Origin of the sequence: Trebonia kvetii (assembly GCF_007827045.1) — a bacterium.
Lineage (GTDB): Bacteria > Actinomycetota > Actinomycetes > Streptosporangiales > Streptosporangiaceae > Trebonia > Trebonia kvetii.
This window is the reverse complement of record NZ_RPFW01000001.1, coordinates 1,466,955-1,493,191: the sequence shown is the minus strand read 5'-3', so window position 1 is coordinate 1,493,191 and position 26,237 is coordinate 1,466,955. Positions and strand designations below refer to the sequence as shown.

The 26,237-nt window shown below is 69.4% G+C and carries 19 protein-coding genes and 1 pseudogene; 15 read left to right on the top strand and 5 right to left on the bottom strand.

From position 1 onward, the window contains the following. Positions 1 to 193: 193 nt before the first annotated feature. On the bottom strand, positions 194 to 1,027 hold the full coding sequence (locus tag EAS64_RS06790) for an HpcH/HpaI aldolase/citrate lyase family protein (RefSeq protein WP_145851779.1): 834 nt from the start codon (positions 1,025 to 1,027) through the stop codon (positions 194 to 196). After that, positions 1,024 to 1,605, bottom strand: a complete 582-nt coding sequence (locus tag EAS64_RS06785) for a MaoC family dehydratase (RefSeq protein WP_145851778.1) — start codon at positions 1,603 to 1,605, stop codon at positions 1,024 to 1,026. The genes EAS64_RS06790 and EAS64_RS06785 overlap by 4 nt, the downstream gene beginning before the upstream one ends. 232 nt (positions 1,606 to 1,837) lie before the next feature. Here EAS64_RS06785 and EAS64_RS06780 point away from each other — a divergent pair, with 232 nt between their 5' ends. The 3 genes from EAS64_RS06780 to EAS64_RS06770 all read left to right on the top strand — a co-directional run bounded on the left by EAS64_RS06780 (position 1,838) and on the right by EAS64_RS06770 (position 6,555). Further along, positions 1,838 to 5,209 carry a glucodextranase DOMON-like domain-containing protein gene (locus EAS64_RS06780; RefSeq protein ID WP_222849052.1) on the top strand — a complete coding sequence of 1,124 codons (3,372 nt, stop codon included), beginning with the start codon at positions 1,838 to 1,840 and terminating at the stop codon, positions 5,207 to 5,209. Between the two features lie 10 nt (positions 5,210 to 5,219). Continuing rightward, on the top strand, positions 5,220 to 5,705 hold the full coding sequence (locus EAS64_RS06775) for a hypothetical protein (RefSeq protein ID WP_145851777.1): 486 nt from the start codon (positions 5,220 to 5,222) through the stop codon (positions 5,703 to 5,705). A 61-nt stretch (positions 5,706 to 5,766) separates the two neighbouring features. Beyond that, positions 5,767 to 6,555, top strand: a complete 789-nt coding sequence (locus tag EAS64_RS06770) for an acyl-CoA thioesterase (RefSeq protein WP_246115546.1) — start codon at positions 5,767 to 5,769, stop codon at positions 6,553 to 6,555. A gap of 54 nt (positions 6,556 to 6,609) precedes the next feature. Here EAS64_RS06770 and EAS64_RS06765 read toward each other — a convergent pair whose 3' ends face one another. Beyond that, positions 6,610 to 7,791 carry a cytochrome P450 gene (locus EAS64_RS06765; protein WP_187365730.1) on the bottom strand — a complete coding sequence of 394 codons (1,182 nt, stop codon included), beginning with the start codon at positions 7,789 to 7,791 and terminating at the stop codon, positions 6,610 to 6,612. 219 nt (positions 7,792 to 8,010) lie between these two features. Here EAS64_RS06765 and EAS64_RS06760 point away from each other — a divergent pair, with 219 nt between their 5' ends. The 5 genes from EAS64_RS06760 to pgeF all read left to right on the top strand — a co-directional run bounded on the left by EAS64_RS06760 (position 8,011) and on the right by pgeF (position 13,193). Continuing rightward, positions 8,011 to 8,217, top strand: coding sequence for a ferredoxin (locus EAS64_RS06760; RefSeq protein WP_145851775.1), 207 nt, complete (start codon positions 8,011 to 8,013; stop codon positions 8,215 to 8,217). 247 nt (positions 8,218 to 8,464) lie between these two features. Continuing rightward, positions 8,465 to 9,652, top strand: a complete 1,188-nt coding sequence (locus tag EAS64_RS06755; protein WP_187365729.1) for a sugar ABC transporter substrate-binding protein — start codon at positions 8,465 to 8,467, stop codon at positions 9,650 to 9,652. Positions 9,653 to 9,704: 52 nt separating this feature from the next. Beyond that, the gene (locus tag EAS64_RS06750; RefSeq protein ID WP_145851773.1) at positions 9,705 to 11,219 is read left to right on the top strand and encodes a sugar ABC transporter ATP-binding protein; all 1,515 of its coding nucleotides are present in this window, start codon (positions 9,705 to 9,707) and stop codon (positions 11,217 to 11,219) included. After that, positions 11,216 to 12,292, top strand: a complete 1,077-nt coding sequence (locus EAS64_RS06745) for an ABC transporter permease (RefSeq protein WP_145851772.1) — start codon at positions 11,216 to 11,218, stop codon at positions 12,290 to 12,292. The genes EAS64_RS06750 and EAS64_RS06745 overlap by 4 nt, the downstream gene beginning before the upstream one ends. 67 nt (positions 12,293 to 12,359) lie before the next feature. After that, positions 12,360 to 13,193, top strand: coding sequence for a peptidoglycan editing factor PgeF (gene pgeF / locus EAS64_RS45625; RefSeq protein ID WP_145851771.1), 834 nt, complete (start codon positions 12,360 to 12,362; stop codon positions 13,191 to 13,193). A gap of 78 nt (positions 13,194 to 13,271) precedes the next feature. Here pgeF and EAS64_RS06735 read toward each other — a convergent pair. Beyond that, a pseudogene (locus EAS64_RS06735) lies at positions 13,272 to 14,360 on the bottom strand (oxidoreductase); the annotation flags it as partial. A gap of 321 nt (positions 14,361 to 14,681) precedes the next feature. On the opposite strand from EAS64_RS06735, the gene EAS64_RS06730 reads away from it, so the two are divergent. From EAS64_RS06730 to EAS64_RS06705, 5 genes are all read left to right on the top strand, one after another. Further along, entirely contained in the window at positions 14,682 to 16,124 is a 1,443-nt protein-coding gene (locus EAS64_RS06730) for an FAD-dependent oxidoreductase (RefSeq protein ID WP_145851769.1), read from the top strand. After that, a complete protein-coding gene (locus tag EAS64_RS06725; RefSeq protein ID WP_145851768.1) occupies positions 16,121 to 16,882 on the top strand; it encodes a sulfite exporter TauE/SafE family protein in 762 nt (253 codons plus the stop codon). Before EAS64_RS06730 ends, EAS64_RS06725 begins: the two co-directional genes overlap by 4 nt. A gap of 217 nt (positions 16,883 to 17,099) precedes the next feature. After that, positions 17,100 to 18,764, top strand: coding sequence for a GMC family oxidoreductase (locus EAS64_RS06715; RefSeq protein WP_222849051.1), 1,665 nt, complete (start codon positions 17,100 to 17,102; stop codon positions 18,762 to 18,764). Between the two features lie 170 nt (positions 18,765 to 18,934). Next, the gene (locus EAS64_RS06710) at positions 18,935 to 19,405 is read left to right on the top strand and encodes an ATP-binding protein (protein ID WP_145851766.1); all 471 of its coding nucleotides are present in this window, start codon (positions 18,935 to 18,937) and stop codon (positions 19,403 to 19,405) included. 194 nt (positions 19,406 to 19,599) lie between these two features. Further along, entirely contained in the window at positions 19,600 to 20,103 is a 504-nt protein-coding gene (locus EAS64_RS06705) for a hypothetical protein (protein WP_145851765.1), read from the top strand. 701 nt (positions 20,104 to 20,804) lie between these two features. On the opposite strand, the gene EAS64_RS06700 is transcribed toward EAS64_RS06705, so the two are convergent. After that, positions 20,805 to 23,834, bottom strand: a complete 3,030-nt coding sequence (locus tag EAS64_RS06700) for a helix-turn-helix transcriptional regulator (protein WP_145851764.1) — start codon at positions 23,832 to 23,834, stop codon at positions 20,805 to 20,807. A 1,020-nt stretch (positions 23,835 to 24,854) separates the two neighbouring features. Here EAS64_RS06700 and EAS64_RS06695 point away from each other — a divergent pair. After that, on the top strand, positions 24,855 to 25,745 hold the full coding sequence (locus tag EAS64_RS06695) for a helix-turn-helix domain-containing protein (protein WP_145851763.1): 891 nt from the start codon (positions 24,855 to 24,857) through the stop codon (positions 25,743 to 25,745). 198 nt (positions 25,746 to 25,943) lie between these two features. Next, positions 25,944 to 26,201, top strand: coding sequence for a DUF397 domain-containing protein (locus EAS64_RS06690; protein ID WP_342782018.1), 258 nt, complete (start codon positions 25,944 to 25,946; stop codon positions 26,199 to 26,201). Positions 26,202 to 26,237 lie beyond the last annotated feature (36 nt).

The following is a 26,237-nucleotide window of genomic DNA, read 5'->3' as shown; positions in this document are numbered from 1 at the left end:
GCCTACCGGCTCCGAATTTATACCAGTATCCCGTTAACGAACTGTAAAAAATTAGCGACATATTCCGTTAATAAAGTAAAAGTCCGCATTGAGCATTTGCGAAAGCCTCTATTTCGAAAGATTTCGCTGGTCAGAACGGTTGTCGTGGGCCTCAGAAAGTTGAAAATGCAACGACCTGTTGCCTTCGGCCGGGTCAGCGAAGTGAGGCCAGGATCGCCTCGGCCTGGCGGATCAGCGGCGCGTCGATCATCTGGCCATCGACCTTGACGGCGCCGCCCGCGCCCTCCCCGCCCGCCCCGCCCGCAGCCGCCGCATCGAGGACCCGGCGCGCCCACGCGACCTGCGCCTCGTCGGCCCGGAAGGCGCGGCGGACGACGGGGACCTGGCTCGGGTGGACGCAGGCCTTGAGCGCGAACCCGGAGGCCGCCGCGTCCTCCGCCTCGGCGGCGAGCCCGTCCAGGTCGGGAATGTTCACGTACACGGCGTCGATCGCTGGCCGCCCGCGGGCGGCGGCGGCGAGCAGCACCGCGGACCTGGCGTGCAGTGCGACGTCACGGTACTGACCGCCGGGCAGCCGGCTCGACCGCCCGTGCATCGCGGCGATCAGGTCCTCGGCGCCCCACATCAGCGCGATGACGTTCGGCGCGGCGGCGATCTCCGCGGCGTTGACGATGCCGAGCGGCGTCTCGCACAGCGCCGTCACCCGCCAGTCGCCGCCGAGGCCGTCCAGCTGCGCGCGCGACTCGGACTTGGGCAGCATGATCAGCCGGTACCCGGTTCCCCGCAGGGCCGCCATGTCGGCTGCGTGCTCCGCGGTCCCCGTGGCGTTGACCCGGACGATGACCCGCGCGGGGTCCAGGTCCGTGGCGGCGAGCGCGGCCCGCGCCGCGTCCTTGCCGTCGGGTCCCACGCCGTCCTCGAGGTCGAGGATGACCCCGTCGGCGGCGGCGAGCGCCTTCGCGTACCGGTCGGGCCGGTCGGCTGGGCAGAAGAGCAGCGCGGGCCCGGGCAGCGCGGCCGGCGTCACTGCGCGGCCCCCGGTCCGTCCGCATGATCTGGCTGGCCTCCGTGGTCTGGCTGGCCCCCGTGGTCTGGCTGGCCCCCGTGGTCTGGCTGGCCCCCGTGGTCTGGCTGGCACAGCATCAGCGTCGTGCGGGTGACCACGGCCACCACCTCGCCGTGCTGGTTGCGCGCGGTGTGCTCGAACGTCACGATGCCCTGGCCCGGCCGGCTCGCCGACAGGCGCTTGCCCGTCACGACCGTTTCGCCGTAAATCGTGTCGCCGTGCCTCACCGGAACGGGAAACCGGGCGTCGCTGAAGCCGAGGTTCGCCACGATCGTGCCCTGGGTCAGGTGCCCCACGGAGAGTCCCACCAGCACCGACATCGTGAGCAGGCTGTTCACCAGCCGCTCGCCGAATTCGGTGTCCGCGCTGAACGCCGCGTCGAGGTGCAGCGACTGCGGGTTCATGGTCAGCGTGGAGAACAGCGTGTTGTCCGCCTCGCCGATCGTCCGTCCCGGCGCGTGCTTGTACACGGTGCCGGTCCGTAGCTCCTCGAACCACAAACCGCGCTGCCGAACCACGTCGCCCGGCGCCTCGCTCATGCGCACCTCCTGCTTGCCCGCTCAAATCTCAAGGACGACCTTACCGACTGCCCTCGCTGCGGTGACCTGGTGCGGGGCGGTCCCTGGCGGATAGTCAACCGTGGATGCGGTTACCGGAAACGGCTGCCGCCCCTTGACGAGCGCGCGGAACGGCGAGAGGCTCAGCGCGGGCACTGGTTCCGGACTGTCAGGTGTTTCCTACCAACCGTAGTCAAGACGATGGGGTCTAGCCATGGTGCGTGGACGGATGCTCGGCCTGTTGGTTGCTGGCGCGGCTGTGCTGGCCAGCGTGGGTGTCGCCGCCGCTCCCGCGGCGCCGGCCGCCGCGACGGCGGCAGCGCCGGCGGACACAGCACCCGGCACGCCGGGCGCTGCCTCCTACTTCGACCTGGCGCGGAAGGACTGCGTAGGCACCGCGGCGGCCAGGGGCTCCAAGGTCTGGTACACCGTGGCCGGCGGCGTGCTGTCCGACGTCTACGAGCCGACGATCGACAACACCGACGTGAGCACGCTGCAGTACGTGGTGACCGACGGCGCCACGTTCACCGACCTGCAGACCCGTGACATGACCTATACGGTCGCCGCCGACCAGACCGGGATGTCCTGCACGGTGACGTCGACCGACGCCGCGCACGGCTTCCGGCTCGTCAGCACCTACCTCACCGACCCGGCGAGCGACACGGTGCTGATGCACACCCGGCTGCAGACGCTGCCGGGGTCCACGACGAGCCTGTCCGCGCTGCACCTGTACGCCAGGCTCGACGCGCACGTGAACGGCAACGGCGGGGGAGGCGCGCAGAACGCCGGCGCCAACTCCGGCGTGGTGGACACCTCCGCGGGTACGCCGGTCCCGGTGGTCTTCAGCACCAACACCGTCACCAACGCGACGAACCGCGACTACGCGGTCCCCACCTACATGGCCCTGGCGGCCAGTGCCCCCGAAAGCGCGGCGAGCGTCGGCTACGCAGGGACCGCAAGCGACGGGCTGACCCAGCTCGACGCCTCGCACACGCTGACGCCGTACACGTCCGCGCCCGACGGGCACATCGTGGCCACCGCGGACGTCACACCCGGCCGCGGCGGCACGGTGACTCTGGCGCTCGGCTTCGGCCGGACCCAGGCTCAGTCCGTCGCGGTGGCCACTGGGTCGCTGCGCACCTCGTTTACCCAGGTCGCGGCCGCGTATCAGAGCGGCTGGTCGGCCTACGACGCTGGCCTGCGCAAGCCGCCCGCGCACTTCCCCGGGCTGACGCCCGCCCAGGCAGCCAGCCTGAAGAGCCACTACTACCTGTCCGCCAACGTCTTGAAGGCCAGCGAGGACAAGACCTACCCGGGCGCGATCGTCGCGTCGCTCGCCAGCCCGTGGGGCCAGGCGGTTCCCGCCGGGACGCTCGCCAACGGCCAGCCATCCTACTTCGGCTCCTACCGCGAGGTGTTCGCTCGCGACCTCTACGAGGCGGTAACCGGCCTGCTGGCCGACGGTGACGTCGCCACCGCCAGGGCCGCCACGCTCTTTCTGTTCGACCGCCAGCAACTGCCGAACGGGTCGATGCCGCGCAACTCGCTGCTCAACGGCGAGGCCGCACCGGATACCGGCGGCACCCAGCTCGACGAGGCGGCGTATCCCATCCTGCTCGCCTACCTGACCGGGCTCGGCGGCAACGCGTCGCTGTACACCGGCCACATCCGGCCGGCCGCCGATTTCCTCGTGGCCAACGGCCCGTCGTTCGGCGTGGAACGGTGGGAGGAGCAGTCCGGCTTCTCGCCGTCCACAATCGCCGCCGAGATCGCGGGGCTGACCGCCGCGTCCGCCATCGCGCAGCAGCAAGGCGACAAGGCGCGGGCCGACCTGTACCAGGCGACCGCGGATGACTTCCAGCGGAACATCAAGAACTGGACGGTGACGGCCACCGGCCCTGACGGCCCGAGTTACTTCATCCGGCTGTCCAAGACCGGCGACCCGAACGCCGCGATCACTTACGGCCTCGGCAACGGCGGTCCCACCCTGGACCAGCGAAGCGTGCTCGACGGCGGCTTCCAGGAGCTGGTCAGGCTGGGCGAGCTGCCGGTCAGCGACACTGACGTGCAGGCGTCGCTCGGCATCATCGACTCGAACATCGCGGTGACCACGCCGAGCGGCACCGGCTACTACCGCTACGGCGACAACGCGGCAGCGGGGAGCGCGGACGGGTACGGCGACTGCTCACAGCCGAGCCAGACCTCGTGCAGCACGACAGGCGCGCCATGGCCGCCGACCGACACCGGGACCGGCCACCTGTGGCCGGTCCTGTCCGGCGAGCGCGCCGAGTCCGACGTGGCCGAGGGGAACATCGCAGGCGCGGAGTCGCTGCTCCAGTCGATCATCAACTTCTCGTCCGGGGTTGGACTCGTATCCGAGCAGGCATGGGAAAACCGCAGCCTGGCCGCCTCGCCCTACGGCAGCGACCCGGCGACCGCGTCGATCGGCTTCACCGACGGCAAGGCGGCAGGCTCGGCGTCACCGCTGACCTGGGCGCAGGCGCAGGAGCTGCGGCTGATCCTGTCGGTGGGCACCGGCAGCAACGTCGACACGCCGGCGCTCACCACCAAGCGCTACGTCAAGGGCGGCGCGCCTGGCGCGCTGCCGGTGTCGATCGCCACGCCGGCGAACGGCGCCCTCCTCGCTAGCGCGTCCACCACTCTGACCGGCACGACCACGCCGAAGGCGAAGGTGACGATCGCAGCCGCCGACACCACGACCGGCGCGACCGCCACGGTGATCAGCACGACCGCGGGGAAGGACGGCACGTATTCCGCGACGGTGCCCGTCAGCTTCGGCAGCAACGCGATCACCGTCGTCGCCAGCACGAGCGGCGGACACAACACCGGCTACGCGCAGATCACGGTCACCAACGAGGGCGGCGGCACCAGCGTGCTCGACGTGACCGACCCCGCCGGTGACGACAACGGTCCGGGCACGTACCAGTACCCGACGTCGTCCGCCTTCACGCCGGGGTCGTTCGACCTGACCAGGTACCAGGTGCTGAGCGACGGCAGCTTCGCGTACCTGCGGGTCACGCTGGCGACGCTGGTGCCGACGTTCGGCAACCTCGACGGTGCGCAGCTGCTCGACGTGTACGTGCACGTGCCTGGCGCGTCGCCGACCTCGACAGCGGCGGCCTTCGCCTCGCGCAACTACCAGATCGCGGCGGCCGGCGCCTGGAGCCAGCGGGTCGAGGTGCAGGGGTTCGCGGCCCCGGTGTGGGTCGACGCCAGCGGCGGCTCCGTCGGCAGCGCGTCCGTGCTCGCCGAGCAGTCGGACCGGACGATCACGATCGCGCTGCCCGAGGCGCAGTTCGGCACGCCCACCTCGGGCTGGGGCTTCAGCGTGGTGCTGACCGGCCAGGACGGGTTCAGCGGCGACAAGGCGCGCGCCTTCGCCGCGACGCCGCAGGACTTCGCGTTCGGTGTCTGCGCCGTGGGCGGCACCCAGGCGATCTGCAACGTCAACCCGACGACGGTGCCCAAGGCGATGGACGTGATCACGCCGGCCGACGTCTCGCAGGCCGACGAGCTCGACCCGACCCTCGGCACGGTGGCCATCCAGCCCGTCGTCGTCCCCTAAGGGACCGCGGGTGCCAGGGAGCAGCCCCGGGGGAGATGGTGACGCGCCGGGCGAGTCTGCGGCGGACGCGTTCGCCGGCTCGTGGGTGATCGTACGCTGGGTCGGCCCGGCGTTCATCGCCTGCTCCGTCGTGCTGGTCCCGTGGACCGTCTACCTGGGGCTGTCGCTGCCCTCGCGTCAGCTCTCGCCGCACTACAACATCGCGTGGGTGGGATTCGACGTGCTGCTGATCGCGGCGCTCGGCGGCACCGGGTACTTCGCCGTGCGCGGCTCCAGGTACCTGGCGATAACCGCCGCCGCGGCATCGGCGCTCCTCATTGTCGACGCCTGGTTCGACATCATGACCTCGCCCCGGCGGCAGATACTCGGGGCGATCATCCTCGCCGCCTTCGTCGAGCTGCCGCTTGCCGGGGTCTGCGCCTGGCTCAGCCATCACACGGAACATCTGGCGGAGCGCGGTATCACTCCTCTCTTCGCGGGCCGTAAGCGAGGCTGAAGTCCCGCCGCTCGGCCGGCCCCGGCCGTACCGCCCGCGAGCGCTCAAGGAAGATGGAGCGGTGACAGACCTGCCCTCCATCCTCGACCTGCTCGACCTCAAGCAACTCGACGACAACCGCTACCAGTCCCAGGCCCTCTTCGAGGCTGACTGGGACATGTTCGGCGGTCAGGTCGCGGCGCAGGCCCTGTATGCGGCGGGCCTGACCGTCGCCGATGGCAGGCCGCCGCATTCGCTGCACGCCTACTTCGTGCGGCGCGGTGACACCAGCAGGCCGACCGTGTTCCAGGTGGAAAGGGACAGGGACGGCTTCTCGTTCTCCGCCCGCCGCGTCGTGGCGAGCCAGGACGGCGAGGTCATCTTCACGCTCGCCGCGTCGTTCACGAAGCCCGGCGGACGGGGCGGGTCCATGCCCGACCAGGACGCCGAGCCGGCCCCCGTCCTGCCCGCGCCGGACACGCTGCGGCCGTGGGCACACCCCAAGTACCCGTCGTTCGAGTTCCGCGTCCCCGACGAGGAACTCGAACGACGCCTGCCCGTCCGCTTCTGGATCAGGTGCACGACCGTGCTGCCCGACGACCCGCTGGTGCACGCGGCCGTCATCGCCTTCACCTCGGACATCTCGTCGGCGCTGGTCCCCTTCGAGAACGAACGGACGGTCACCGGCCCCAGCCTCGACCACGCCGTCTGGTTCCACCGGCCCGCACGGATGGACGGCTGGACCTGGCAGGAACTGACGCCGCACGTCGTGGCGGGCGGGCGCGGCTGGTACACCGTGACCGTGCGCACCGCCGACGGGACGCTCGTGTCAAGCGTGACGCAGGAGCAGCTGCTCGCCAGGCGTCGCTAGCCGCCAGCGGCTAGCCAGGCGCAAGGCTAGCCGCCCAAGCAGGCGCTGCCCGGCTCAGGCGGGCACGATCCGCAGAGGCAGCTTCTCGTGCCCGTGCACCGCCATGTTGGTGGTCACCTCGGGCTCGCCGGCCAGCTCGATGGACCGGACGTGGCGCGCCAGAGCAGAAAGCAGCGACACGCCCTCGAGCCTGGCGACGCGCGCGCCCACGCAGGCGTGCACGCCGAACCCGAGCCCGAGGTGCTTGCCCACGACGTCCCTGGTGATGTCGTACGTCCCCGGGTCCTCCCAGCGCCGCGGGTCGCGCCCGGCGGGCATGTGCAGCAGCAGCAGCTTGGCATCCTCAGGCAGCGTCACCCCGTCCACCTCGATCTCGGCGGTCGCGCGGCGGCGGGTGAACCGGGCCGGGTTGTCGTAGCGGATGCCTTCCTCGAACGCGCGCACCGCGAACTCGTCGATGTCGGAGCGGAGCAGTTCGTACTGCGACGGGTTTTCTGCCAGCGCGCGCAGCGTGTTGCCGAGCGAGTAGATCGTGGTGTCGGACCCCGCCGAGTACAGCGTCCGCACCAGGATCTCCGCCTCCTCCTGGGTGACCGCCCCGGTGTCCGCCGCCTCGTACATCGCCATGCAGACGCCGCCGGGCGCCACGGCGTCCCGCTTGCAGTTGGTGGCGACCCACTCGAAGACCTCGCCCGCCGCCTCCATCGACGCACGGTAGATGTCGTTCTTCGGCCCGAACATGTTGAACTGCGCGTGCCCGAACTTGATCAGCATCTCCCTGTTGGCGTCGCCGAGCCCGATCGCGTCCGGGAACACCTTGAGCACGTATCTCTTCGCGAGGTCGGTGTGCCCGTCGATCAGCCCGTCCGGCGCGTCGAGCAGTGACAGCACCAGCCGCTCCGCCTCGGCCGCGAAGTCCTCCTGCCAGCGCCGCAGCACGGCCGCCGACATGCCCTTGGAGATCACCGTGCGCACCCGCTGGTGGTCGGGCGGGTCGTCGGACAGCAGGATCATCGGCTGCCCGATCTCCTCGAACGCCGGCCGGGTGGAGCTGAAGGCTTTCCAGTCGCGCATCATCAGCTCGATCTGCTCATGGCGTCCGGTCGCCCACACGTCGTACTCCGGTGAGTACACGACGGGACCGGCCTCGCGGATCAGCCCGTCGTAGAGCTGCGGATCGCGGCAGACCTCCGGGCTGAACCAGTCGAAGTCCACGGAGGGTTCGGTTAGGGGCATCGGTGCCCTCCCGCCTTTTCGAAATGCCAGGGGCATCATTCCAATGCCCGTCATTGGCCGGGCTTGCCCGGAGCGTAAGCCGGCCGCATAGAGGGGTCAAGGCGGCGAGCGGGTTACCAGGGCTCATCCCCTGCCACGTCACAAATGTCGCTCCCCGTGCCTGTCTTCCAGCACAACCCATCTAGTAACTGAAGGCTGGGTGGACCTACTATCCGCGCTATGAAGGTCATCGTCGATCCGGTCGCGTGCGAGGCCAACGCCGTCTGCGCTCGCCTGGTCCCGCAGGTCTTCTCCATTCACGAAGACGAAGACGGCGAAGACGTCCTCGCCATTGCCGACGACGGCGAGTTCCCCCCGGAACTGGCCGACGGCATCCGCGACGCGGTATCGCGTTGCCCCAAGATGGCGCTCAATCTCCAGGACTAATGCCCGACAAGCGAAAACAAAAGTCAACAACAGAGAGAGATCCCGAACGGGTGCGGCTGTCTCTCGCCGCGCCACAATAGTTCACGCTTATCCGGGCTATTAATAGGTCCTATCTATGCCTCTCCGCAGAGAATAACGAGCCTTAATCGTGATCTTCACAGGCGGAAATAGCGGTGTACGCTCACCGCAGGGGCGTCTGGCAGAAATGCTTTTAGGTACGGTGCGCGATTGCAAGGGAGCAACGCACATGGCAGGACTCGTTCGCTCATGGGATGCCGCGAAAGCGGCCGCCCGAATGACCAGGCTCAGACGCGCGCGCATCGCGGCGGGGGGCATAACAATAGCCGCGGCGGCGGCACTGATCGCCGGATGCTCGTCGAGCCCGTCGACCTCAAGCCCGCCGGCCGCGACGTCGAGCGCGCCAGCCGCATCATCGAGCGCGCCGGCCGCCGCCTCGAGCACGCCGGCGGCGAGCGGGCCGGTCCGGATGGCGATCTTCTACTACAACCCGAGCCCGTACGGCGTCGCGTCACTCGCCGGCGCGAAGGCGGAGGCCGCGAAGCTGGGCATCCAGCTCGACGCCTTCGACGGCAACAACAACCCGCAGTTGCAGACCACGCAGATCCAGGACGCGATCACCACTGGCAAGTACAAGGCCTTCTGGGTCTGGGGCCTGGACGACGTCGCTCTTACGCCTGTCATCAACAAGGCGATCAGCGCTGGCATCAAGGTCGCGTGCGCCGACTACACGTGGGGCACGCTGGCGCAGCAGAACACCCTGGCCGCCACGCAGACCTGCGCGACGACGATCGGGCAGTCGATCGCCCCTGAGGCGACGAACCTGGAGACCACGATGAACGGGGCCTGCACCAAGGCCGTTGGCACTGGCCACTGCAACATCGCCTTCCTGCCGGGACTCGCCAACTACCCCACTGACACCAACCGCATCAACCAGATGACGGCGTACTACAAGTCGAAGTCGAATTACACCTTCACGGTGATGCCGCCTGGTCAGTACGACCAGACGCAGTCGCAGTCGGTGGCCCAGACCTTCTTCACCGCGCACAAGAACATCAACGTGTTCGCGACGTTCGGCGACCAGATGGCGCAGGGCGCGCTGACCGCGCTGAAGCTGGTCGGCGGCTACACGCCGGGCCAGAACATCCTGATCATCGGCTACGGCGGTGCGCAGGAGATCGTCAACGAGGTCAAGACCGGCCTCGTCTACGCCACCCTTGGCCTGTATCCGGCGGGCGAGTCGAAGCTCGGTATCCAGTACCTGGACGACGCGGTGCAGGGGAAGTCGATCCCGAACCTGGTCAACATCATCGACCCGGCCAGCCGTCCGGCGGTCATCAACAAGGCGTTCCTTGACGCGCACCCGAGTTACGTGCCGGACTGGAACCTCGAGGGCGGGCTTGGCACCGCCGGCTGAGTGCTGAGGGAAACGAGGTAGTGCTTAGCGCGATGAACGAAGGGCGAGCCGGATGAGCATGACGGCAGTCTCGCAAGTCCGGCTCGACTCGATCGGCAAGCGGTACTCCGGCACCAAGGCGCTTGACAACGTCAGCGTCGAGGTCGCCGGAGGTACCGTGCATGCCCTCGTCGGGGCGAACGGTGCCGGGAAGTCAACCCTGGGGAAGATCATCGGCGGCGTGATCCGCCCCGACGACGGGCAGATGTTCGTCAACGACCTGCCGGTGCGCTACTCCAGCCCGCGTGAGGCGCGCATCGACGGCATCGTGACGATCTCGCAGGAACTGTCGCCGATGCCGCACATGACGGTGATCGAAAACGTCTACTTCGGCATCGAGCCGCGCCGCGCCGGCATCGTGCAGTTCCGGCAGATGCGCAGGCAGTACGCGGAACTTGTCGGCCAGTGGGGCTTCGAGCTCGATGGCAACGCGCGCGTCGAGTCGCTGCGCACCGCCGACCTGCAGAAGGCCGAGATCCTGCGCGCGGTCGCGACCGACGCGCAGGTGATCGTGATGGACGAGCCGACCTCGTCGCTGACCAGCGTCGAGACCAAGAAGCTGCACCGGATGATCGACGTGCTCCGCGAGCGCGGCAAGACGATCATCTATGTGAGCCACTTCCTCGACGAGGTACTCGGCCTCGCCGACACGATCACCGTGCTGCGCAGCGGCCGTCTGGTGCGGACGGCACCCGTTTCCGCGGAAACCGAGGAGAGCCTGGTCGCCGGGATGTTCGGCGCCGCCGCGGCGGCGGAGCATTTCGAGAAGCAGAAGCACGTGACGTCACCGGTGGTCTTGGAGGTATCGGACCTGCACCGGAAGGGCGTACTGAGCGACATCTCGTTGCAGATCCGGGCGGGCGAGATCGTCGGCCTGGCCGGCCTGGTGGGCAGCGGCCGCTCGGAGCTGGCCCGCGCGATAGCGGGCGCCGATGCGGTCGACAGTGGCACGATCGCCGTCGACGGCACCGTGCGCCATATCCGGTCGCCCGCGGACGCGATGGCGGCCGGGGTGGCGTTCCTGCCGGAGAGCCGCAAGGACGACGGGCTGTTCCTCGGGCTCTCCATCGCGGCGAACACCACCTTCGCGGACCTGCGCTCGGTCGCCGGCAGGCTGGGGGTGCTGAGCCTAGTCCGCGAGCGGTTGAGGACAAGGGAACTGCTTGACCTGACATCGGTGCAGCCGCCTAATCCGTCGGCGAAGGTAGGCAACCTGTCCGGCGGCAACCAGCAGAAGGTGCTGTTCGCCCGCTGGCTATTCCGTAACCCGCGCGTGCTGATCCTCGACGAGCCGACGCGTGGCGTCGACGTCGCCGCGCGCGCGGCGATTCACCGCCTGATCAACAAGCTCGCGGCCGAGGGCACCGCCGTGCTGCTGATCTCATCGGAGATCGAGGAGGTGCTCGGGCTCGCACACCGCGTGCTCGTGATGCGCCGCGGCTCGATCACCAGGGAGTTCAGCGCCGACCCGCCGATGGAGGCCGTGATGGAGGCCGCGTTCGGCCTCGGAGGGAGGACAGTCGCATGACCGCGCCAACTGACCCAGTGGCGTCCGAGTCCCTGGCAACCGCTGCGGAGCCGGGGAACACGGCGACCGGGGACACGGGCGCTCCCAGCGCCCCCGTTCGGATCGGCGGGGTCGCCATCCCTGGCCTGCGGTTCCGGATCACGCCGCAGCACATCCGCGATTACGGCATCCTCGTCTTCGCCGCCGCGCTGTTCATCTACTTCACCGTCGCCTCGTCCACCTTCCTGACCTCGGCCAACCTGCTCAACATCGTCTACCAGAACGCCACGATCGGCATCGCGGCGGTCGCGGTGACGTTCACCATCATCGCGGGCAACTTCGACCTGTCGCTCGGGTCGATCTTCGCGCTGAGCGAGGTGCTCGGGGCGTGGGCCGCGGTCCACTGGGGCGTCGCGTGGTGCTTCCCCGTCGCGATCGGCTCCGGGGCGATCATGGGTCTCATCAACGGGCTGCTGGTGACGAAGCTGCGGGTCAACGCGTTCCTCGCCACGCTCGCGAGCGGCCTCTCGTTCGGCGGCATCGCGGTCGGCGTGACCCACGGCGGCCTGCTGATCACGCCGACGAGCAGCGCGTTCACGTTCATCGGGCAGCACAAGGCGGCCGGCATCTGGGATTCTGCCATCATCTTCATCGTGCTCGCCGTCGTCTTGCAGCTCGTGCTTGCCTATACCGTCTTCGGACGGCACCTGTACGGCGTCGGTGATAACCGCAACGCGGCGCGGCTGTCGGGCCTCAAGGTCGACCGGATCACGATCCAGACGTTCGTGATCACCGGTGCCGCCTGCGGGCTGGCCGGCCTGATCGACTCGTCGACGACGGGGTCGGGCACCAGTTCCCAGGCAGGCCTCGCCGGGCAGCTCGCGCTGCTCGCGATCGCCGGCGTCGCCCTCGGCGGCACCAGCATCTTCGGCGGAGTCGGCTCGGTCTGGCGCACGGTACTCGGCGTGCTGATGCTCGGCATGATCACAAACGGCTTCGACCTGATCGCCGTCGCCGACTACTGGCAGAACATCGTCCGCGGCATCCTGATCATCATCGCGGTCGCGATCGGCTTCGTCGTCGACCGCCGCTGAGGCCCAATTGCCGGTGGAGCACAGCCGCGGGTGAGGTACCGCCGCACCGCGACGGTACGCTTGCCGCGTGGCAGCCCCCGATATGCGGCCTGACCTGCGTCGCCGTGGCGCGCTCGACGTGCTGGCCTGGCCCGCCTTTGACGAGCACCTGGTTGACGTCCTGGTGACGGGCAGGCAGGGCGGCGTCTCTGCCGGGCCGTATGAGTCGCTCAACCTCGGCCTGCACGTGGGCGACAGCACCGCGGCGGTGCTGGAGAACCGGCGGCGCACCGCCGCCGCCCTCGGCGCGGACCTGGGCGACCTGGTCTTCTGCAACCAGTCGCACGGCCGCAACGTGCACGTCGTGACGGCCGCCGACCGGGGCAGGGGCACCCTCAGCCAGGACGACGCGATCGCGGCGACGGACGCGCTGGTGACCACGGAGCCCGGCATCGGCCTCGTGGTCATGGTGGCTGACTGCGTGCCCATCGTGCTGTTCGATCCGGTGGCGCGGGTGCTGAGCTGCGTGCACGCCGGGTGGCGCGGCACGGTCGCCCGGGTGTGCCAGGCGGCGGTCGAGGCGATGGCCGCGCTCGGCAGCGACCCGGCGGGCATCATCGCCGGGATCGGCCCGGCGATCTCACCGGACCGTTACCAGGTGGGCAACGAGGTCGCCGAGGCGGCACGCCAATGCTTCGGCGCGCGCGGCGCGCAGGACGTGCTACGACCTGACGGAACCGGCAAGTGGCTGTTCGACCTGTGGAGCGCCAACGCGATCGTGCTGCGCGACGCGGGCCTCCGCGACGGCAGCATCCACCTCGCGGCGGTGCCCACCGGGCCAGCGGGCGCCAGCCCGTTCTTCAGCGACCGCGCGGCCAGGCCGTGCGGCCGCTTCGCGGCGGTCGCCAGGCTGCTCCCGTAACCCCCCGACCACGTCGTGGCTGAGCCAGGGATCGCCAGACCGGAAGGCCCTGATGTCGGAGATTTTGTGGTCGGTCATCTTCGCAATCCACTCCGGGTCGCCGATCTGGCTGCGGCCGACGGCTACCAGGTCGAAGTCGCCGCGGTTGAAGCGGCGCATCAGCTCGTCAATGCGGCTGGCCCCGGTCTGCTCCGCTTCCTCGCCGTTCAGCGAGGCCATCACGTCCTTGTCGAGTCCGATGCTGCCGATGGCGATGACCGGCGCGTCGGTGAACGACTTCGCCCAGCCTGCGAGGCTGAGATCGGAGCCGTCCCACTCCGGCTTCCAGAACCGTCGCGCGGACACGTGGAAGATGTCCGCCCCGGCCGCGCGCAGCATGGTGACGAGGTCACCGAGCTCGTCGGGCTTCTCGACGATCTTGGCGTCGTAGTCCGACTCCTTCCACTGCGAGATGCGCACCGAGATGACGAAGTCGGGCCCGGTGGCCGCGCGCACCGCCGCGGCCACCTCGGCGACGAACGCCGCCCGGTCGGTGATCGCGGGCCCCCCGTACCCGTCGGTGCGCAGGTTGGTGCCCGGCCACAGGAACTGGTCGAGCAGGAAGCCATGGGCGGCGTGCAGTTCCACGCCGTCGGCGCCGATCTCCTCGGCGTCGAGCGCACCCTGGACGAAGGACTGCTTGATGCTGTCAAGCTCGGCCACGGTCGCCGCGCGGCCGAACGACTCGCCGGGGTGCGACAGGCCAGACGGGCTCAGCGCGACGAAGTCCGGGTTGCTTTCCGCGTCACCGCCGTAGTTGACCGCGCCCTGGTGCCAGAGCTGCAGGAACATGGCGCCGCCCGCCTCGTGGACGCCCGCCACGCAGGAGCGCCACGCCTCGCGCGTGTCCGGTGAGATCCGCGCGAACGTCGGGTTCTTCGTGGCGCTCGGATGGTCGACGGCGCACGACTCGGAGATGATCAGCGACGCGCCGCCGAGCACCCGGCGCCGGTAGTACTCGCGCAGCCGGAGATCAGGGGCGCCATCGGCGCACCAGTAACGCTGCATGCCGGGCATGACAAACCGGTTCCGCAGCCGCAAGCCGCGAATCGCCAGCGGTTGAAGAAGCGGTGTGATGTCATAGTCGGCTGCCGGCGCCGCCGTCTCTTCAATGTCGGTCACGCGCATACTCCCTCTGCCGCGCCGGCAACGCTTTCAGCCATTTGCTGCCGATCACCTTCCCGCGAGCGTACCTCGGGGCCTTTATCGGGCAACATGCCTGAAGACACAATTACCGTGCCCAGGGAATTCAATTGCCGCACAGTGCCGCCCGCATCCGTTCGGATAATTCATTCTTATGTCGGGAATTGACGTGGCTGCTCAGGAGGCGCGGACGCCGCCGCAATGTCCGGCACGGCCGCGACTGGCGTTGTGCCGGCCCGGCGGGCCGCGAGATGATCGCGAGAGGGGCTAATCCGCGCAGAGTTAAACAGACTGGGGGAGCGGCGGGTGAAGGTGGTCATCGCTGGCGGTGGCGGGACGGGCTGCTTCGCCGCCCTGCTGCTCGCACGAGCTGGACACGAGGTCCTCGTCCTTGAACGCGACGAGCTCACGGTACATGCCGACGTGGAGGCGGCGGCGGCCGCCGCCTTCCGTCCGACGGCGCCGCAGATCGTCCAGCCGCACCTCATCATGGCCCGCGCCAGGGAACTGTTGTGGGACCAGCTGCCCGACGTTTACAAGGGCCTGCTGCGGGCGGGTGCGGTTGCGGCTCCGCTCAGCACGCAGATGCCCCCGTCGCTGCCGGACAAGACGCCACGGCCCGGTGACGAGCGCCTAGCGGTCATGGCGACGAGAAGATCGACACTCGACTGGGTGCTGCTCCGCGCGGTCACCGCGCAGCCGGAGATCACGCTCAGGACGAACGTCAAGGTCACGGGCCTGCTGACGGCACCGTCAAGGCAGCCAGGACCGCCGCACGTCACGGGCGTCCGCACCGATGACGGCGACGTCCTGGCCGACGTCGTGGTCGACGCGACCGGCAGGCGTTCCGCCATCGACGGCTGGCTCACCGCGGCCGGCGCCAGGGCGACCGCTTTCCAGCAAGCCGAATGCGGCATCGCGTACTACAGCCGCCACTACCGGCTCCGCCCCGGCGTCACGCCGCCCGGGGAACCGCTGCTCCGGATGGTGGCGGCACTCGACGAGTTCGCCGTCGGTCTCTGGCCTGGCGACAACGACGCGATGCAGCTCGCCGTCTTCCCGCTGGCGGCCGACCACCGCTTCCGCGCCGTCCGGGACCCTGACGTCTTCACCCGGGTCGTCCGCACTGTCCCCGCCTACCGGGCCTGGCTGGACGCGCTCGACCCGATCACCGGCGTGTTCGCGATGGGCGGCCTGCACAACACGCTGCGCCGCCTCGTGGCGGGCGGGGTCCCCGTCGCGACGGGACTGCACGCGATCGGCGACTGCGTCTGCACCACCAACCCGACCCTGGGCCGCGGCCTGGCGTTCGCGCTGACCGGTGCCGCCGGCCTGGCAAGCACGCTCGCGGCATTCCCTGCCGACCCGGCCGCCCAGGCCCTCGCCATGGACGACCTGGTCACCGCGCACATCGAGCCGCATTACCTGGAGCAGGTCATCGTGGACGGCGCCCGCCTCAGCCAGACGCGCCACCTGGTGTTCGGCGGCCCGGCGCCGCAGCAGCCGCCGCAGGCGCTAGATCGCGTCGGGTACGGGGAACTCCGCGTCGCGATGCCGTACGACCCGGTAACCTTCCGCGCCTTCTGGCGGATCATGGGCATGCAGGCACTCCCCGCGCAGATCTACACCGACCCCCAGGTCGTCGCAAGCACCCGCAGGCTCCTCGCGACACCCGGTGCGGTTCCGGCGCAGGCCCAGCCATCCCGTGCCGAGCTCGCGGCAGCGTTGTCCGTGGCCGTCACGCGGTGAGTCCGGTCACCCGTGAGCTGTTCCTGCTCGCCGCCGGCGCGCTCGCCGGGCTTGTCGGGACGGCGGGCGGCATCACCTCCCTGGTCTCGTACCCGGCGCTGCTGCTTGCCGGGGTGGCGCCACTGCAGGCCAATGTGGCGAACCTGGTCGCGCTCGTCGCCTGCTGGCCGGGCGCGGCGGCAGCGTCGCAGCCAGAACTGCGCGGCCGCGGGCCGTGGCTGCTGCGCTGGGGGATCGTCGCCGCGTTCGGCGGCGCGGCCGGCTCGGTGCTGCTGCTCGTGACGCCGCCCGGCGTGTTCGGCCGGGTGGTGCCCTTCCTGGTGGCGGCGGGCTCGCTGGCGCTGCTGTGCCAGCCATGGCTCGCGGCACGGCCCTCCTGGCGGGCGGACGCAGGCCGGGGCAGGCTGCTGCTCCCGTGCGGCCTCGCGGCCCTGTCCTGCTACAACGGCTACTTCGGCGCGGGCTCTGGCGTGCTGCTGCTCGCACTGCTGCTGCTGACCACCGACCCGCGCCTGGCTAGCGCGAACGCCCTCAAGAACATGGTGGTCGGCGCGGCGACGATCACCTCGGCCATGCTGTTCGTGCTGCTCACCAGAGCCGACTGGGGCGCCGTCGCGCCGCTGGCGCTCGGCCTGTTCGCCGGCAGCCTGGCCGGACCCTGGGTCGCCAGGCGGCTTCCGCCGCGCGTGCTGCGCTGGCTGGTCGCGCTTTCTGGCCTCGCCCTGGCGATCCGGCTGTGGTTCAGCCCGGCCGGCTGACCGCCGGACTGAGCGCGAAGCAGTCCGGCTACGGCCTCGAGTTCGGCGTCGAGGGACTCAAGTCAGCCGCCGTCCCCCAGGTCATCAGCGGCTGACCAGGGTAATCAGCATGAGGCAGCCAGCCGGACCCGTTCTGGCGAAAAAAGAAAGGCCATACGGAACGGTTGCGGCTGACTCCGGTCGCCACGCGGTCACCGTCCTGGGCGAGGATAGCGGCGTGGAGTTCGATTACGTCGTCGTGGGGGCGGGCGCCGCCGGGTGCGTGGTGGCGGGCCGGCTCGCGATGAGCGAGCGGCGGCCGAGCGTGCTGCTTATCGAGTACGGCGGCCGGGCCCGCAGCCCCTTGCTGCGCGTGCCGAAGGGCTTCTACTACACGCTGCGCGGCGACCGTTACCTGTACCGCTACCCGGTGCACCCGGTCGGCCCCGCGGGAAATCACGAGGTGTGGCTGCGCGGCCGGCTGCTCGGCGGGTCTGCGGCGATCAACGGGATGATCTGGATGCGCGGTGCGGCCGCCGACTGGGACGGCCTTGCCGCGCTCGGCAATCCCGGCTGGTCGTGGTCGCAGGTGCTGCCCGCCTACCTGGCCATGGAGGACCACAGTCTCGGCGCGAGCGAGACCCGCGGCGCGGGCGGGCCGCTCGGCGTCACGGTCGCCGGGGCCGGCGACAGTGTGACGGCGGCGATCCTCGCCTCGGCGGTGCGCTACGGCTGGCGGTACGTCGCCGATGCCAACGCCGACGACACCGAGCGGATCGGCTTCACCCCGTCGACGATCAGCCGCGGCCGCCGGACCACGTCCTACGACGCGTTCGTCCGCCCCGCGCTGGCCCGCCCCCCGCTGGCCGGCTCCGCATTCACCGGCACTGGCGGGGGCCGTAGGCCCGCTGGCCGCACGCCTGGCGAGCTCACCGTCGTCACCCGCACCAGGGCCGCCTCGCTGATCTTCGACGGCCGCCGCGTCGCCGGCGTCGCGACGGTCGACGCCGCGGGCACGATCCGCGACGTGACGGCCCGCCGCGAGGTCATCCTCTGCGCGGGCTCCGTGGAGACGCCGCTGCTGCTCGAGCGCTCCGGCATCGGCCGTCCTGACCTGCTCCGTCGGCACGGCATCGCGGTGCGGGCGGAGTCGCCGAACGTCGGCGAGCGCGTCATCGAGCAGCGCGGCGCCGCCCTGCAGGTGACGCTCGGGCGCATCGCGGGCCAGGCCCGCAGGCTCAGCCGCGGTACCGGACAGGTGGCGGAGGCGCTGCGGTACCTGGCGACCGGCGGCGGCCCGCTGTCGACCGGCGGCTACGACCTGGTGTGCCAGTTCAAGTCGGACCAAGCCCTGGCACGCCCCGACGTGCAGGGCCTGTTCGTCCCCATGGCCATCGACATGGGAAGCGAGGACCTGAGGCTGGCCAGGCACGGCGGCATCCTGTTCATGGCCTACCCGATCCGCCCGGAGACCGCGAGTTCCGTGCACATCTCGGGCAGCGCGCCGGAAGATCTCCCGATAATCGACGCCCGTTTCCTGGAGACCGAGCGGGACAGGGACGCGATGGCGCCGGTCATCGAGGTGGCGCGCGCCGTTCTCGCCGAAACGCCGGCCGCCGCGCTGATCGCCGCCGAGGAGTTTCCCGGCCCGTCCGTCAGCACCAGGCAGGAGACCGTGGACTACGCGCTCGCCACCGGCACCGGCATCTACCACGCCGTCGGGTCTGCGGCGATGGGCCCGGCGGACGACGATGTGGTCGACGCGCGGCTGCGGGTGCGCGGCGTCACCGGGCTGCGCGTCGCCGACGCATCCGTCCTGCCGGTCCAGGTGAGCGGCAACACCGCGGCGCCCGCCATGCTCGTCGGCTACCGCGCCGCCGACCTGCTGCTGAGCGAGCTTTAAGGCCGTGCTCAAGGCGGCTGACCAGGCGGGTTATGCCTGCTGTGACGTGCGGGAACTTGAGCTTCCCGGCCGCTGATTCGATATCCGTCAGCTGACCGATGTCTGTCAATGCAACTTGCATGAGCATTTGTCATGCAAGAGACAAATGCCCGGCCTGCTAAGGAAAGCCCATGACGCAGATGGCGCCGACCCGTCCGTACCGCTCCCCCGTCCTGCCGCTCCCGGTTGCCTGGCACGCGTTCCGCATGCCGCTGCTGGCGGATCTCACCGCCGCCGCGTCGGCCCGTGCCGTCATCGAGGACGTCATCCGCGCGTGGCGCGTCCCTGTGGACGCGGACGTGGCCGTTCTGCTCACCAGCGAGCTGGTGACCAATGCCGTCACACACGGCACCAAGGAGACGGACGAGTTCGTGCTCCTCGCCGTCGCCTGCGACGCGGCCGTGCTGCGGGTGGATGTCCATGACGGGTCGGGTTACCTCCCGGTACTCGACATCGCCCCGGCTGACGCGGAGACCGGCCGGGGGCTCCTGCTCGTGACGTCGCTGTCAGCCGAGTGGGGTTCTTACCGTACCTCCGCTGGCAAGGCCGTGTACTTCACTCTGGAGCTTCAGCCAGGGCTGACATCAAGATCGGTCAGCTGACCGATGTCTCGCACTGCAATTTTCAGCAGCATTTGTTTCGCAACCGGCGCCGCTATCGATGACCAGATCGGAACGCCTGCTCCGCCCCCTACGCGGGAGCCGCTTCCCCGGGAGCAGGCAGGTGCGGCCGCCGGTGCGCAACGCTTTGCGATCAGCCACTGTTCGACAGATCAGCCCAGCGGATCAACACGGTCATGGAGAGGACCCTCGCGATGGACACGATAGCGCCGGCCCTGCCGGTCCTGCCGGCCGAACTGCGGCAACGCCGCGTTCGGCTGACGATGGGGCCGGCGATGGCGGCGCACGCGTGCGGGCACGTCAGGAAGGCGATCGACGCTTGGTCGGTTCCGGTCAACCCCGCGGTCGCCATCCTGCTGACGAGCGATCTCGTCATCAACGCCGCGACCAATGGCGCCGACGACTACATCATGCTCGGCATGGGGTGGTCCGGCGGCCAGTTCCGTGTCGAGGTCCATGACCCCTCGGTGAGCAGGGATACCTGGGAGGCCGCCGACTCCAGCGCGAACGCCGAGCGTGGCCTGCTACTCGCCGCCGCCCTTGCGGCAGATTGGGGCCACTACAGAACCCCCGCGGGACGAGCCGTCTACTTCGTGCTCGCTCCCGAGTCCGCACCCTTCGCCCCGGCGGGTGACGGACGTGCCCCGGGGGTAGCCGCGAGCGGGGACGGTGAGCCATGAGCCCCCGTAGGTTCACCGCCCCCGCTTTCGGCGCCGGAGGCTGCCGGTCCGCGGACATGCGCGGCATCGGCTTCCATGGCCGCGGCGTCAGCGGAGCGGCCTGGGCGGGCGCCCGCTGCCGCGGTGTGCCCGACCGTCCCGTCCGCTGCGGACTCGCCTTCTGGTCCGGAATCAAAAAGGCCTCCTCAGACACCACCGGGGATGGCAGCGTGAGCCGCACACGCTAGCCATCCCGAAGTCCGGGATGATGTGCGCGGGTCGCAGACGCGCGTCATCCCCGGCGCCCCGACGCCCGGCCGGCCGCAGCCGGGCGTAGGGGATCCTCCCGAGGGCGGCCGCCGCGAGCGATGGCGCGCGGCGGCCGCCCCCGGGAAAACCAGACCCCGCTGGCCGGATCCTTTGGCCGGGCCGGCCAGCGGCTAGACGCGGGGGTGGCGTGTCATGAGCCGCACATGGCACGTCATCCCCTCGGTTAGCCGATGAACCGGTCCGCTTGTGCCGGAGCCGATGAGCGTGATGGTGGCGGGCGACGAGCCGCCGCGGGTCCGCCACCACCGCGGCAACGCGTCCGAGCCCCCTTGGGCCAGGGACGGACGCGTCAATGCGGGCGGCGCGCCGGCCCCTCACCCGGCGCGCCGCCCGCGTCCCCGTCCCGGCGGGGGTGGCGGCAGGACGGGGACTCCCGCGGGGGGAGCAAGATCTTAGCGAGCCGCGACGGCGCGCAGCGCCGACTCCCGCGCGATGTCGGTCCTTGTCGTCACGTCAAGCTTCTTCAGAATGTGCGACACGTGCGTGGCCACGGTCCGCCGCGACAGCATCAGCCGTCCCGCGATCTCCGGGTTGGACAGCCCCTCCTCGACGAAGGCGGCGATCTTCAGCTCCGTGTCGGTGAGCGAGTCCCACCCGCAAACTGCCCGCCGGTGCTTGCTGTGCGGCCCGCGCCTGATGCCATGGGTACGGAATTCCGCCTGCACGCGGTTGAGGTCGGCCTCGGCGCCGAGGAACTCGTAGACCTCGACGGCCTGCTCGAACGCCTGCCGCGCGGCGGTCCGCTCATCGGCTCGTACCAGGCACTCGGCGGCTGCCTCCAGTGCCTTGGCCCTGGGCAGCGGGCGCCCGCCGTCGGCATACCGCTGCGCGGCCGCGAGCAGCATGCCCGAGTCCTGGTCAACCATCCCGCGGCAGTACAGCGCGTTCGCCTGGCGGGACGGAGTCTCCGACCCGTCGGCCAGAGTGGCCACCTGGCCGGTTAGCCCCTGCGCGGTCGTCTTGTCGCCTGTCTTCAGCGCGAGCCGCACCGCGTCCCCGAGCACATCCTCGATCTCGCCGACGTCGCTTCCCCCGTCGAGGGCCGACACCAGGACGGCAAGTGCCCGGTCCGGCGCCCCGGCCTGCTCATGGTCGAGCGACCGTGCGAGCAGCAGCGGGCCGAGCGAACGCTGCTTGATCCGCTCCGCGAGCGCCTCGGCCTCGGCCAGGTAGCGGCGCGCCGAGGCGGGCTCGTTCCTGTGGAAGAAAATGACGGCGATGATGCCGAGCTCGCCGCAGGCCGCCGAGGGCTCCTTCAGGTCCGTGGGGACGGCGCGGAGTTCGGCAGCGGCGTCGTCCCACCGCCCGGTTTCCCATAGCCCCTGGCCGAGTACCCCGTGCGCCTGCGCGAGGCGCATTGCCGTACCAACCTGGTTGGCCAGGTGCCTGGCGCGCTCGGCCGTGGCAAGCGCCTCCTCGCCCCGGTCGACGTTGAGCAGTGTCACGGACTTGTTGACAAGTAGCAGCAGGCCCAGGTCGGTGAGCGCGGGATCGGTCTCCGTGACGCCGAGCGCCCGGTCGTAGAGCGGCAGCGCGTCGGTCAGGTCACCGCGGATGGTGGCGGATACGGCCCGCACATGCAGTGCCCACCCGGTGGCCCAGGTGTCGCCGGCCTCCGCCGCCGCGCCGAGCGCCCTGTCGGCCTGGTCGCCTGCCGCCTCGATGTCGCCGAAGTTCAGGTAGGTACGGGCGGCGAGCACGAGCAGGCGGCCGCGATGCTTCGCAGTGATGCCTGGCGCGTCGAGCGCCTGCTTGAGGGTGCCGAACGACTCTTCCGCCCTGCCCGCGAGCATCCTGCACTGGGCAAGGGTCCAGTGCAGGTCGACGATCAGGTCGGGATCGGCCGCGTGCCCGAGCGCCCGCTCGGCGACCCGTTCCGCCTCGGCCCGGTCCCCCATCCGGTAGAGGGCATCGGCGAGCCTGCTCGCCAGCCAGCCATGCCTGAACGATCCGGTGGGGATTCCGCTTACCGCCTGGCCGAGCAGTTCTGCCGCTACTCCTGGCGCCTGCCCGACCAGTGATTCCGCGGATATGACCAGCCACTCCAGCATCCAGGGGTCCATGGGCTCCGGCGTCTGGGCGGCGACGAGAGCGATCGGCGGTCGTTCGAAATTGATGGCCGGAGCGGTGAACACGGCGGCTGTGCCGCCGTTGGCCGCCGCCGGACCAGCGGGCTGTCCCGGCCCGGTAGGCAGTTCCTGGTCGGCTTGCGGCACGCTGCCGCCGCCGGCCGTCGCCGGGCCGGCCAGCGGATCGGGTCCGGTTCCGCCACCGGCCTGGCCGCTGATCGCGCAAAGCAACTGCCTGGCCACCCGGTCCGGAGGCGCTCCCGCCGTCGCGAGGGCGTGTCCCGCGTCGCGGTGCCACTCGCCGCGCACGGCGGCGGGCAGGTCCGCGTACAGCGCCTCCCTGATCAGCGGGTGGCGGAAGGCGAGGCCGCCGCGCACGTCGGTGAGCACCCCGGTCGCCCTGGCCTCGTCGAGCGCGGGCACCAGGTCGGCCACGTTTCTGCCGAGGACTGTGGTGAGGTCGGGGACCGCGAATTCGACGCCGAGCAGGGCCGCCGCGCGCAGCACCTCCTTGGTGGGTCCGGAGACGAAGCCGAGTCGGTGCGCGATGGCCGCGGGCAGCGATTCGGGCACGGACCCCGTCGTGAGTTCGGCAATGCCGCCCGCGGTGACCGTGATGCCGCCGGACCGGCTGAGCGCCGCGAGAAGCTCCGTGAGGTAGAGCGGGTTGCCCGCGGCGCCGGCCGCGAGCTCGAGCAGCGCGGCATCCGGGCGGCCGCCGGCCAGGGTACGGAGGAGTTCCGCGGTGGCAGGCTCGGGCAGCGCGCCGAGCTGCAGTATGGCATCCTCGTCAACCGCCCGGCGCAGCGCGAGGAGATCCTCCCGGTGGGCGGCGGGCCTGGTCAGGCCGAGGAGCAGCAGCGGCACCTGGTGCGCGGTCCTGGCGAGCCGTCCCCACAGCCGCACGCTGGCCGGATCGGCCCACTGGAGGTCGTCAAGGACGAGCACCACCGGCTGCGCGGCGGTTTCGTCGATGGTCAGCGCAATGAGCTGCTCGGCAATCGTCGCCGGTACGTCGGTGCCGCGATCGGTGGCCATCTCGCCCCGCAGCAGTCCGGTGATCGTGGCCCGGCGCGCGTTCGCGGACGGGCGCCTGACCTGGAGCGCGTCGAGGAAGGGCAGCAGCGGCAGCTCCTGGCCGAGCTCGTCGCCCGCACCCCAGAAGACCTGGCAGCTGCCCGGCGGCAGCGCGGCAAGCGCCGCGCGCGCCAGGGCGGTCTTGCCGATGCCCGGCTCGCCTTCGATGAGCATTGCGCCGCCGCCGCCACGGGTAAGTTCTCTCAAATACCCGTCGAGCAGCGCGAGCTCGTTCGCGCGTCCGGCAAGCACGCCGACCCGGGTTACCGGATGCATGTTACGAAGCGTACTAGCTGCACATCTACCGAACAAGCGGTTCGAATTAGGACAGAAATTCGGCTAGTTAGGGCATTCAAAGCCGCCTGCCGGGTGTAATCCATTGTAATATGCGGTGCAACTTGCATTGCAAGGCTCACTGCAATCGATTGAGGTTTATGCACTGCATCAGGGACTGCAATTTCCGTGCATATTGCCATAGCAATCTGTAACGCCTGTTTTACTATTTGAATATGCATGCCTCCTGGATTTACTCTAGCTTATGTAACAGCCAAAGACCGGCGAATCAAAAAGACGGGACGAAGGAGTCCTGTCGGGCCGCCGATGCCGGGTCGTAGGCACCTGACCACGGTAACCGCATGGAGGTAGTCATGCGAATTCGGCGCAACATTCTTGCCTCGGCCATCCTCACGGTGGGCACAGTCGGCTCACTCGTGGCCGCTCCAACCCTCGCTCTCACGGCAGCAACGCCGGCCGCGGCGGCCGTCGTGTCCGCGAGTGTGTCCCCCAACGCCTTCACCTATCACGGGTGAAGTGCGGCGAATCACGAAACGGACCCTCTCCGGGTTCCCTCACTCGGAGTCGGTCCGTTTTATTGATCCTTCGAGGAGGGTGAAAACTTCCTGCGAGACCAATATCATCGGTAGCGAGAATTCGCTTTCAATCATTGTCTCTGGCAACTCCGGCCGTCGCGCGTCACGTCAGAACCGTCGGTCAGTCTTCGCCCCGCAACTGTCATAATTGATCAGTTTTAACCATTGAATGCTGTTCATTCCGAGTTAACCAATCTGCATCAGAAGTCCCATACGCATCTGCTCTCACGGACTTAACCTAAGTGCATTCGCGTCACTATGTTCCCGCTGCTCGCGGTCGGCCTAGCCGCAAAGGGATGGATTAGCCCGATTTCTTGTTTCGGCGAATCTTTCCGTGAAATATTCATCATCGGCGTTACTTTGCTGTCCACATACTGCTATTACCGCGGACCGGCGGTACCAGAGGCAGGAGAGGAGGCGGTGCCCGATGGTGGAAGAGGGAAGCCCCACCGTGCGCCGCCGTCGGCTTGCCGCCGAACTGCGGGCACTGCGCGAGACGAAGGGGCGCAGCGGCGAGTCCGTGGCGCACGCGCTGCGCTGGAGCCCGTCGAAAATCTCTCGGTATGAGCGCGCCAAGACAGGACTGCGCCCCAGGGAGGTCGAGCGACTGCTCGACTACTACGGCGTAGGCGGCCAGCACCGGGCGATGCTGCTCGCACTCGCCGAGGATGCCTCCCAGAAGGGCTGGTGGGAGGAGTATGCCGACAGCCTGCCCGAGGATTACCAGCAGTTCATCGGACTCGAGCATGAGGCGACCTCGGCCGCCATCTGGCATGTAGACGTGGTGGCCGGCCTGCTGCAGACCGAGGCGTACGCCAGGCACATCATCGACAGCTACGACAGGATCGAGCCGGTACCTCCGTCCCAGGTGACCCGGCTCGTCCGGGTGCGGATGCGCCGCCAGCAGGTCCTCGACAGGATCGGCCTGAAGCTCTCCGTGGTGCTCGACGAGTCGGTGCTGCTCCGCAGGATCGGCTCCGACCTCACCATGTACGAGCAGTTGCAGCGGCTTGCCAAGGAGTGTGACAGGCCCAACCTGACGCTGCAGGTCCTTCCCCTCGACGGACCGCACACGGTGATCGGCGAGTCCTTCGTGCTCTTCGGCTTCGAGGCCGACGGTGACGCGGTGCTGCAGGACGTGGTGGCCACCGAGCAGATGCGCAGTGGCTTCATCATCGAGGGCGAGCGGGAGACGCATTTGCACCGGGTGGCATTCCGGGCCCTCACCGAGGTGGCACTCAGCCCAGCCGACTCGAAGCAAATGATCCTGGAACTGGCCGAATCGCTCTGGACTGGCCGGCGCCGCACCGCTTCCTGACGGTTCCGCCGCGCAGCGGCCCGCTCTTCCTGTCTTAGCGATGACCTCCGCATTTGCGTGAGCAGTGCAGCCAACTGTTGCTTACTTGACAGTAGTGTTACCTGGGTTGGATCAGACCGGATGATGTTTATGGGGTCCGTCTGCTAACCTCAGCGCAAAGCGACTACCCACGGTAAGGCTCATGCCGTCGGTAGCCGTGTGTGCAGGGCAAACACGAAAAATCTGTTAGGGGGTAGCGTCGCTGTGCCTACGATCGGAAGTAGCCCCGAATGGGTAAAGAGCTCGCTTAGTTTCGCTAACGGCAACTGTGTTGAGGTGGCGAACCTCTCCGGCGATGAAGTGGGTGTTCGCAACAGCCGGGACTCCGCAGGAGCGGTTCTCCGCTTCACGCCGGACGAGTGGCATGCGTTCATCGGAGGCGTCCGAAACGGCGAATTCGACCGTTTCGGCGCATAATAGTTCAAACCACAAGGCGGGTCGCCCAGCAAGCCT

Coding starts and splice junctions, on each gene's coding strand:
- EAS64_RS06785 (WP_145851778.1), bottom strand. CDS start 1,605: ATGAGCGAGGCGCCGGGCGACGTGGTTCGGCAGCGCGGTTTGTGGTTC.
- EAS64_RS06780 (WP_222849052.1), top strand. CDS start 1,838: ATGGTGCGTGGACGGATGCTCGGCCTGTTGGTTGCTGGCGCGGCTGTG.
- EAS64_RS06765 (WP_187365730.1), bottom strand. CDS start 7,791: ATGCCCCTAACCGAACCCTCCGTGGACTTCGACTGGTTCAGCCCGGAG.
- EAS64_RS06760 (WP_145851775.1), top strand. CDS start 8,011: ATGAAGGTCATCGTCGATCCGGTCGCGTGCGAGGCCAACGCCGTCTGC.
- EAS64_RS06755 (WP_187365729.1), top strand. CDS start 8,465: ATGGCAGGACTCGTTCGCTCATGGGATGCCGCGAAAGCGGCCGCCCGA.
- EAS64_RS06750 (WP_145851773.1), top strand. CDS start 9,705: ATGAGCATGACGGCAGTCTCGCAAGTCCGGCTCGACTCGATCGGCAAG.
- EAS64_RS06745 (WP_145851772.1), top strand. CDS start 11,216: ATGACCGCGCCAACTGACCCAGTGGCGTCCGAGTCCCTGGCAACCGCT.
- EAS64_RS06710 (WP_145851766.1), top strand. CDS start 18,935: ATGACGCAGATGGCGCCGACCCGTCCGTACCGCTCCCCCGTCCTGCCG.
- EAS64_RS06705 (WP_145851765.1), top strand. CDS start 19,600: ATGGAGAGGACCCTCGCGATGGACACGATAGCGCCGGCCCTGCCGGTC.
- EAS64_RS06700 (WP_145851764.1), bottom strand. CDS start 23,834: ATGCATCCGGTAACCCGGGTCGGCGTGCTTGCCGGACGCGCGAACGAG.
- EAS64_RS06695 (WP_145851763.1), top strand. CDS start 24,855: ATGGTGGAAGAGGGAAGCCCCACCGTGCGCCGCCGTCGGCTTGCCGCC.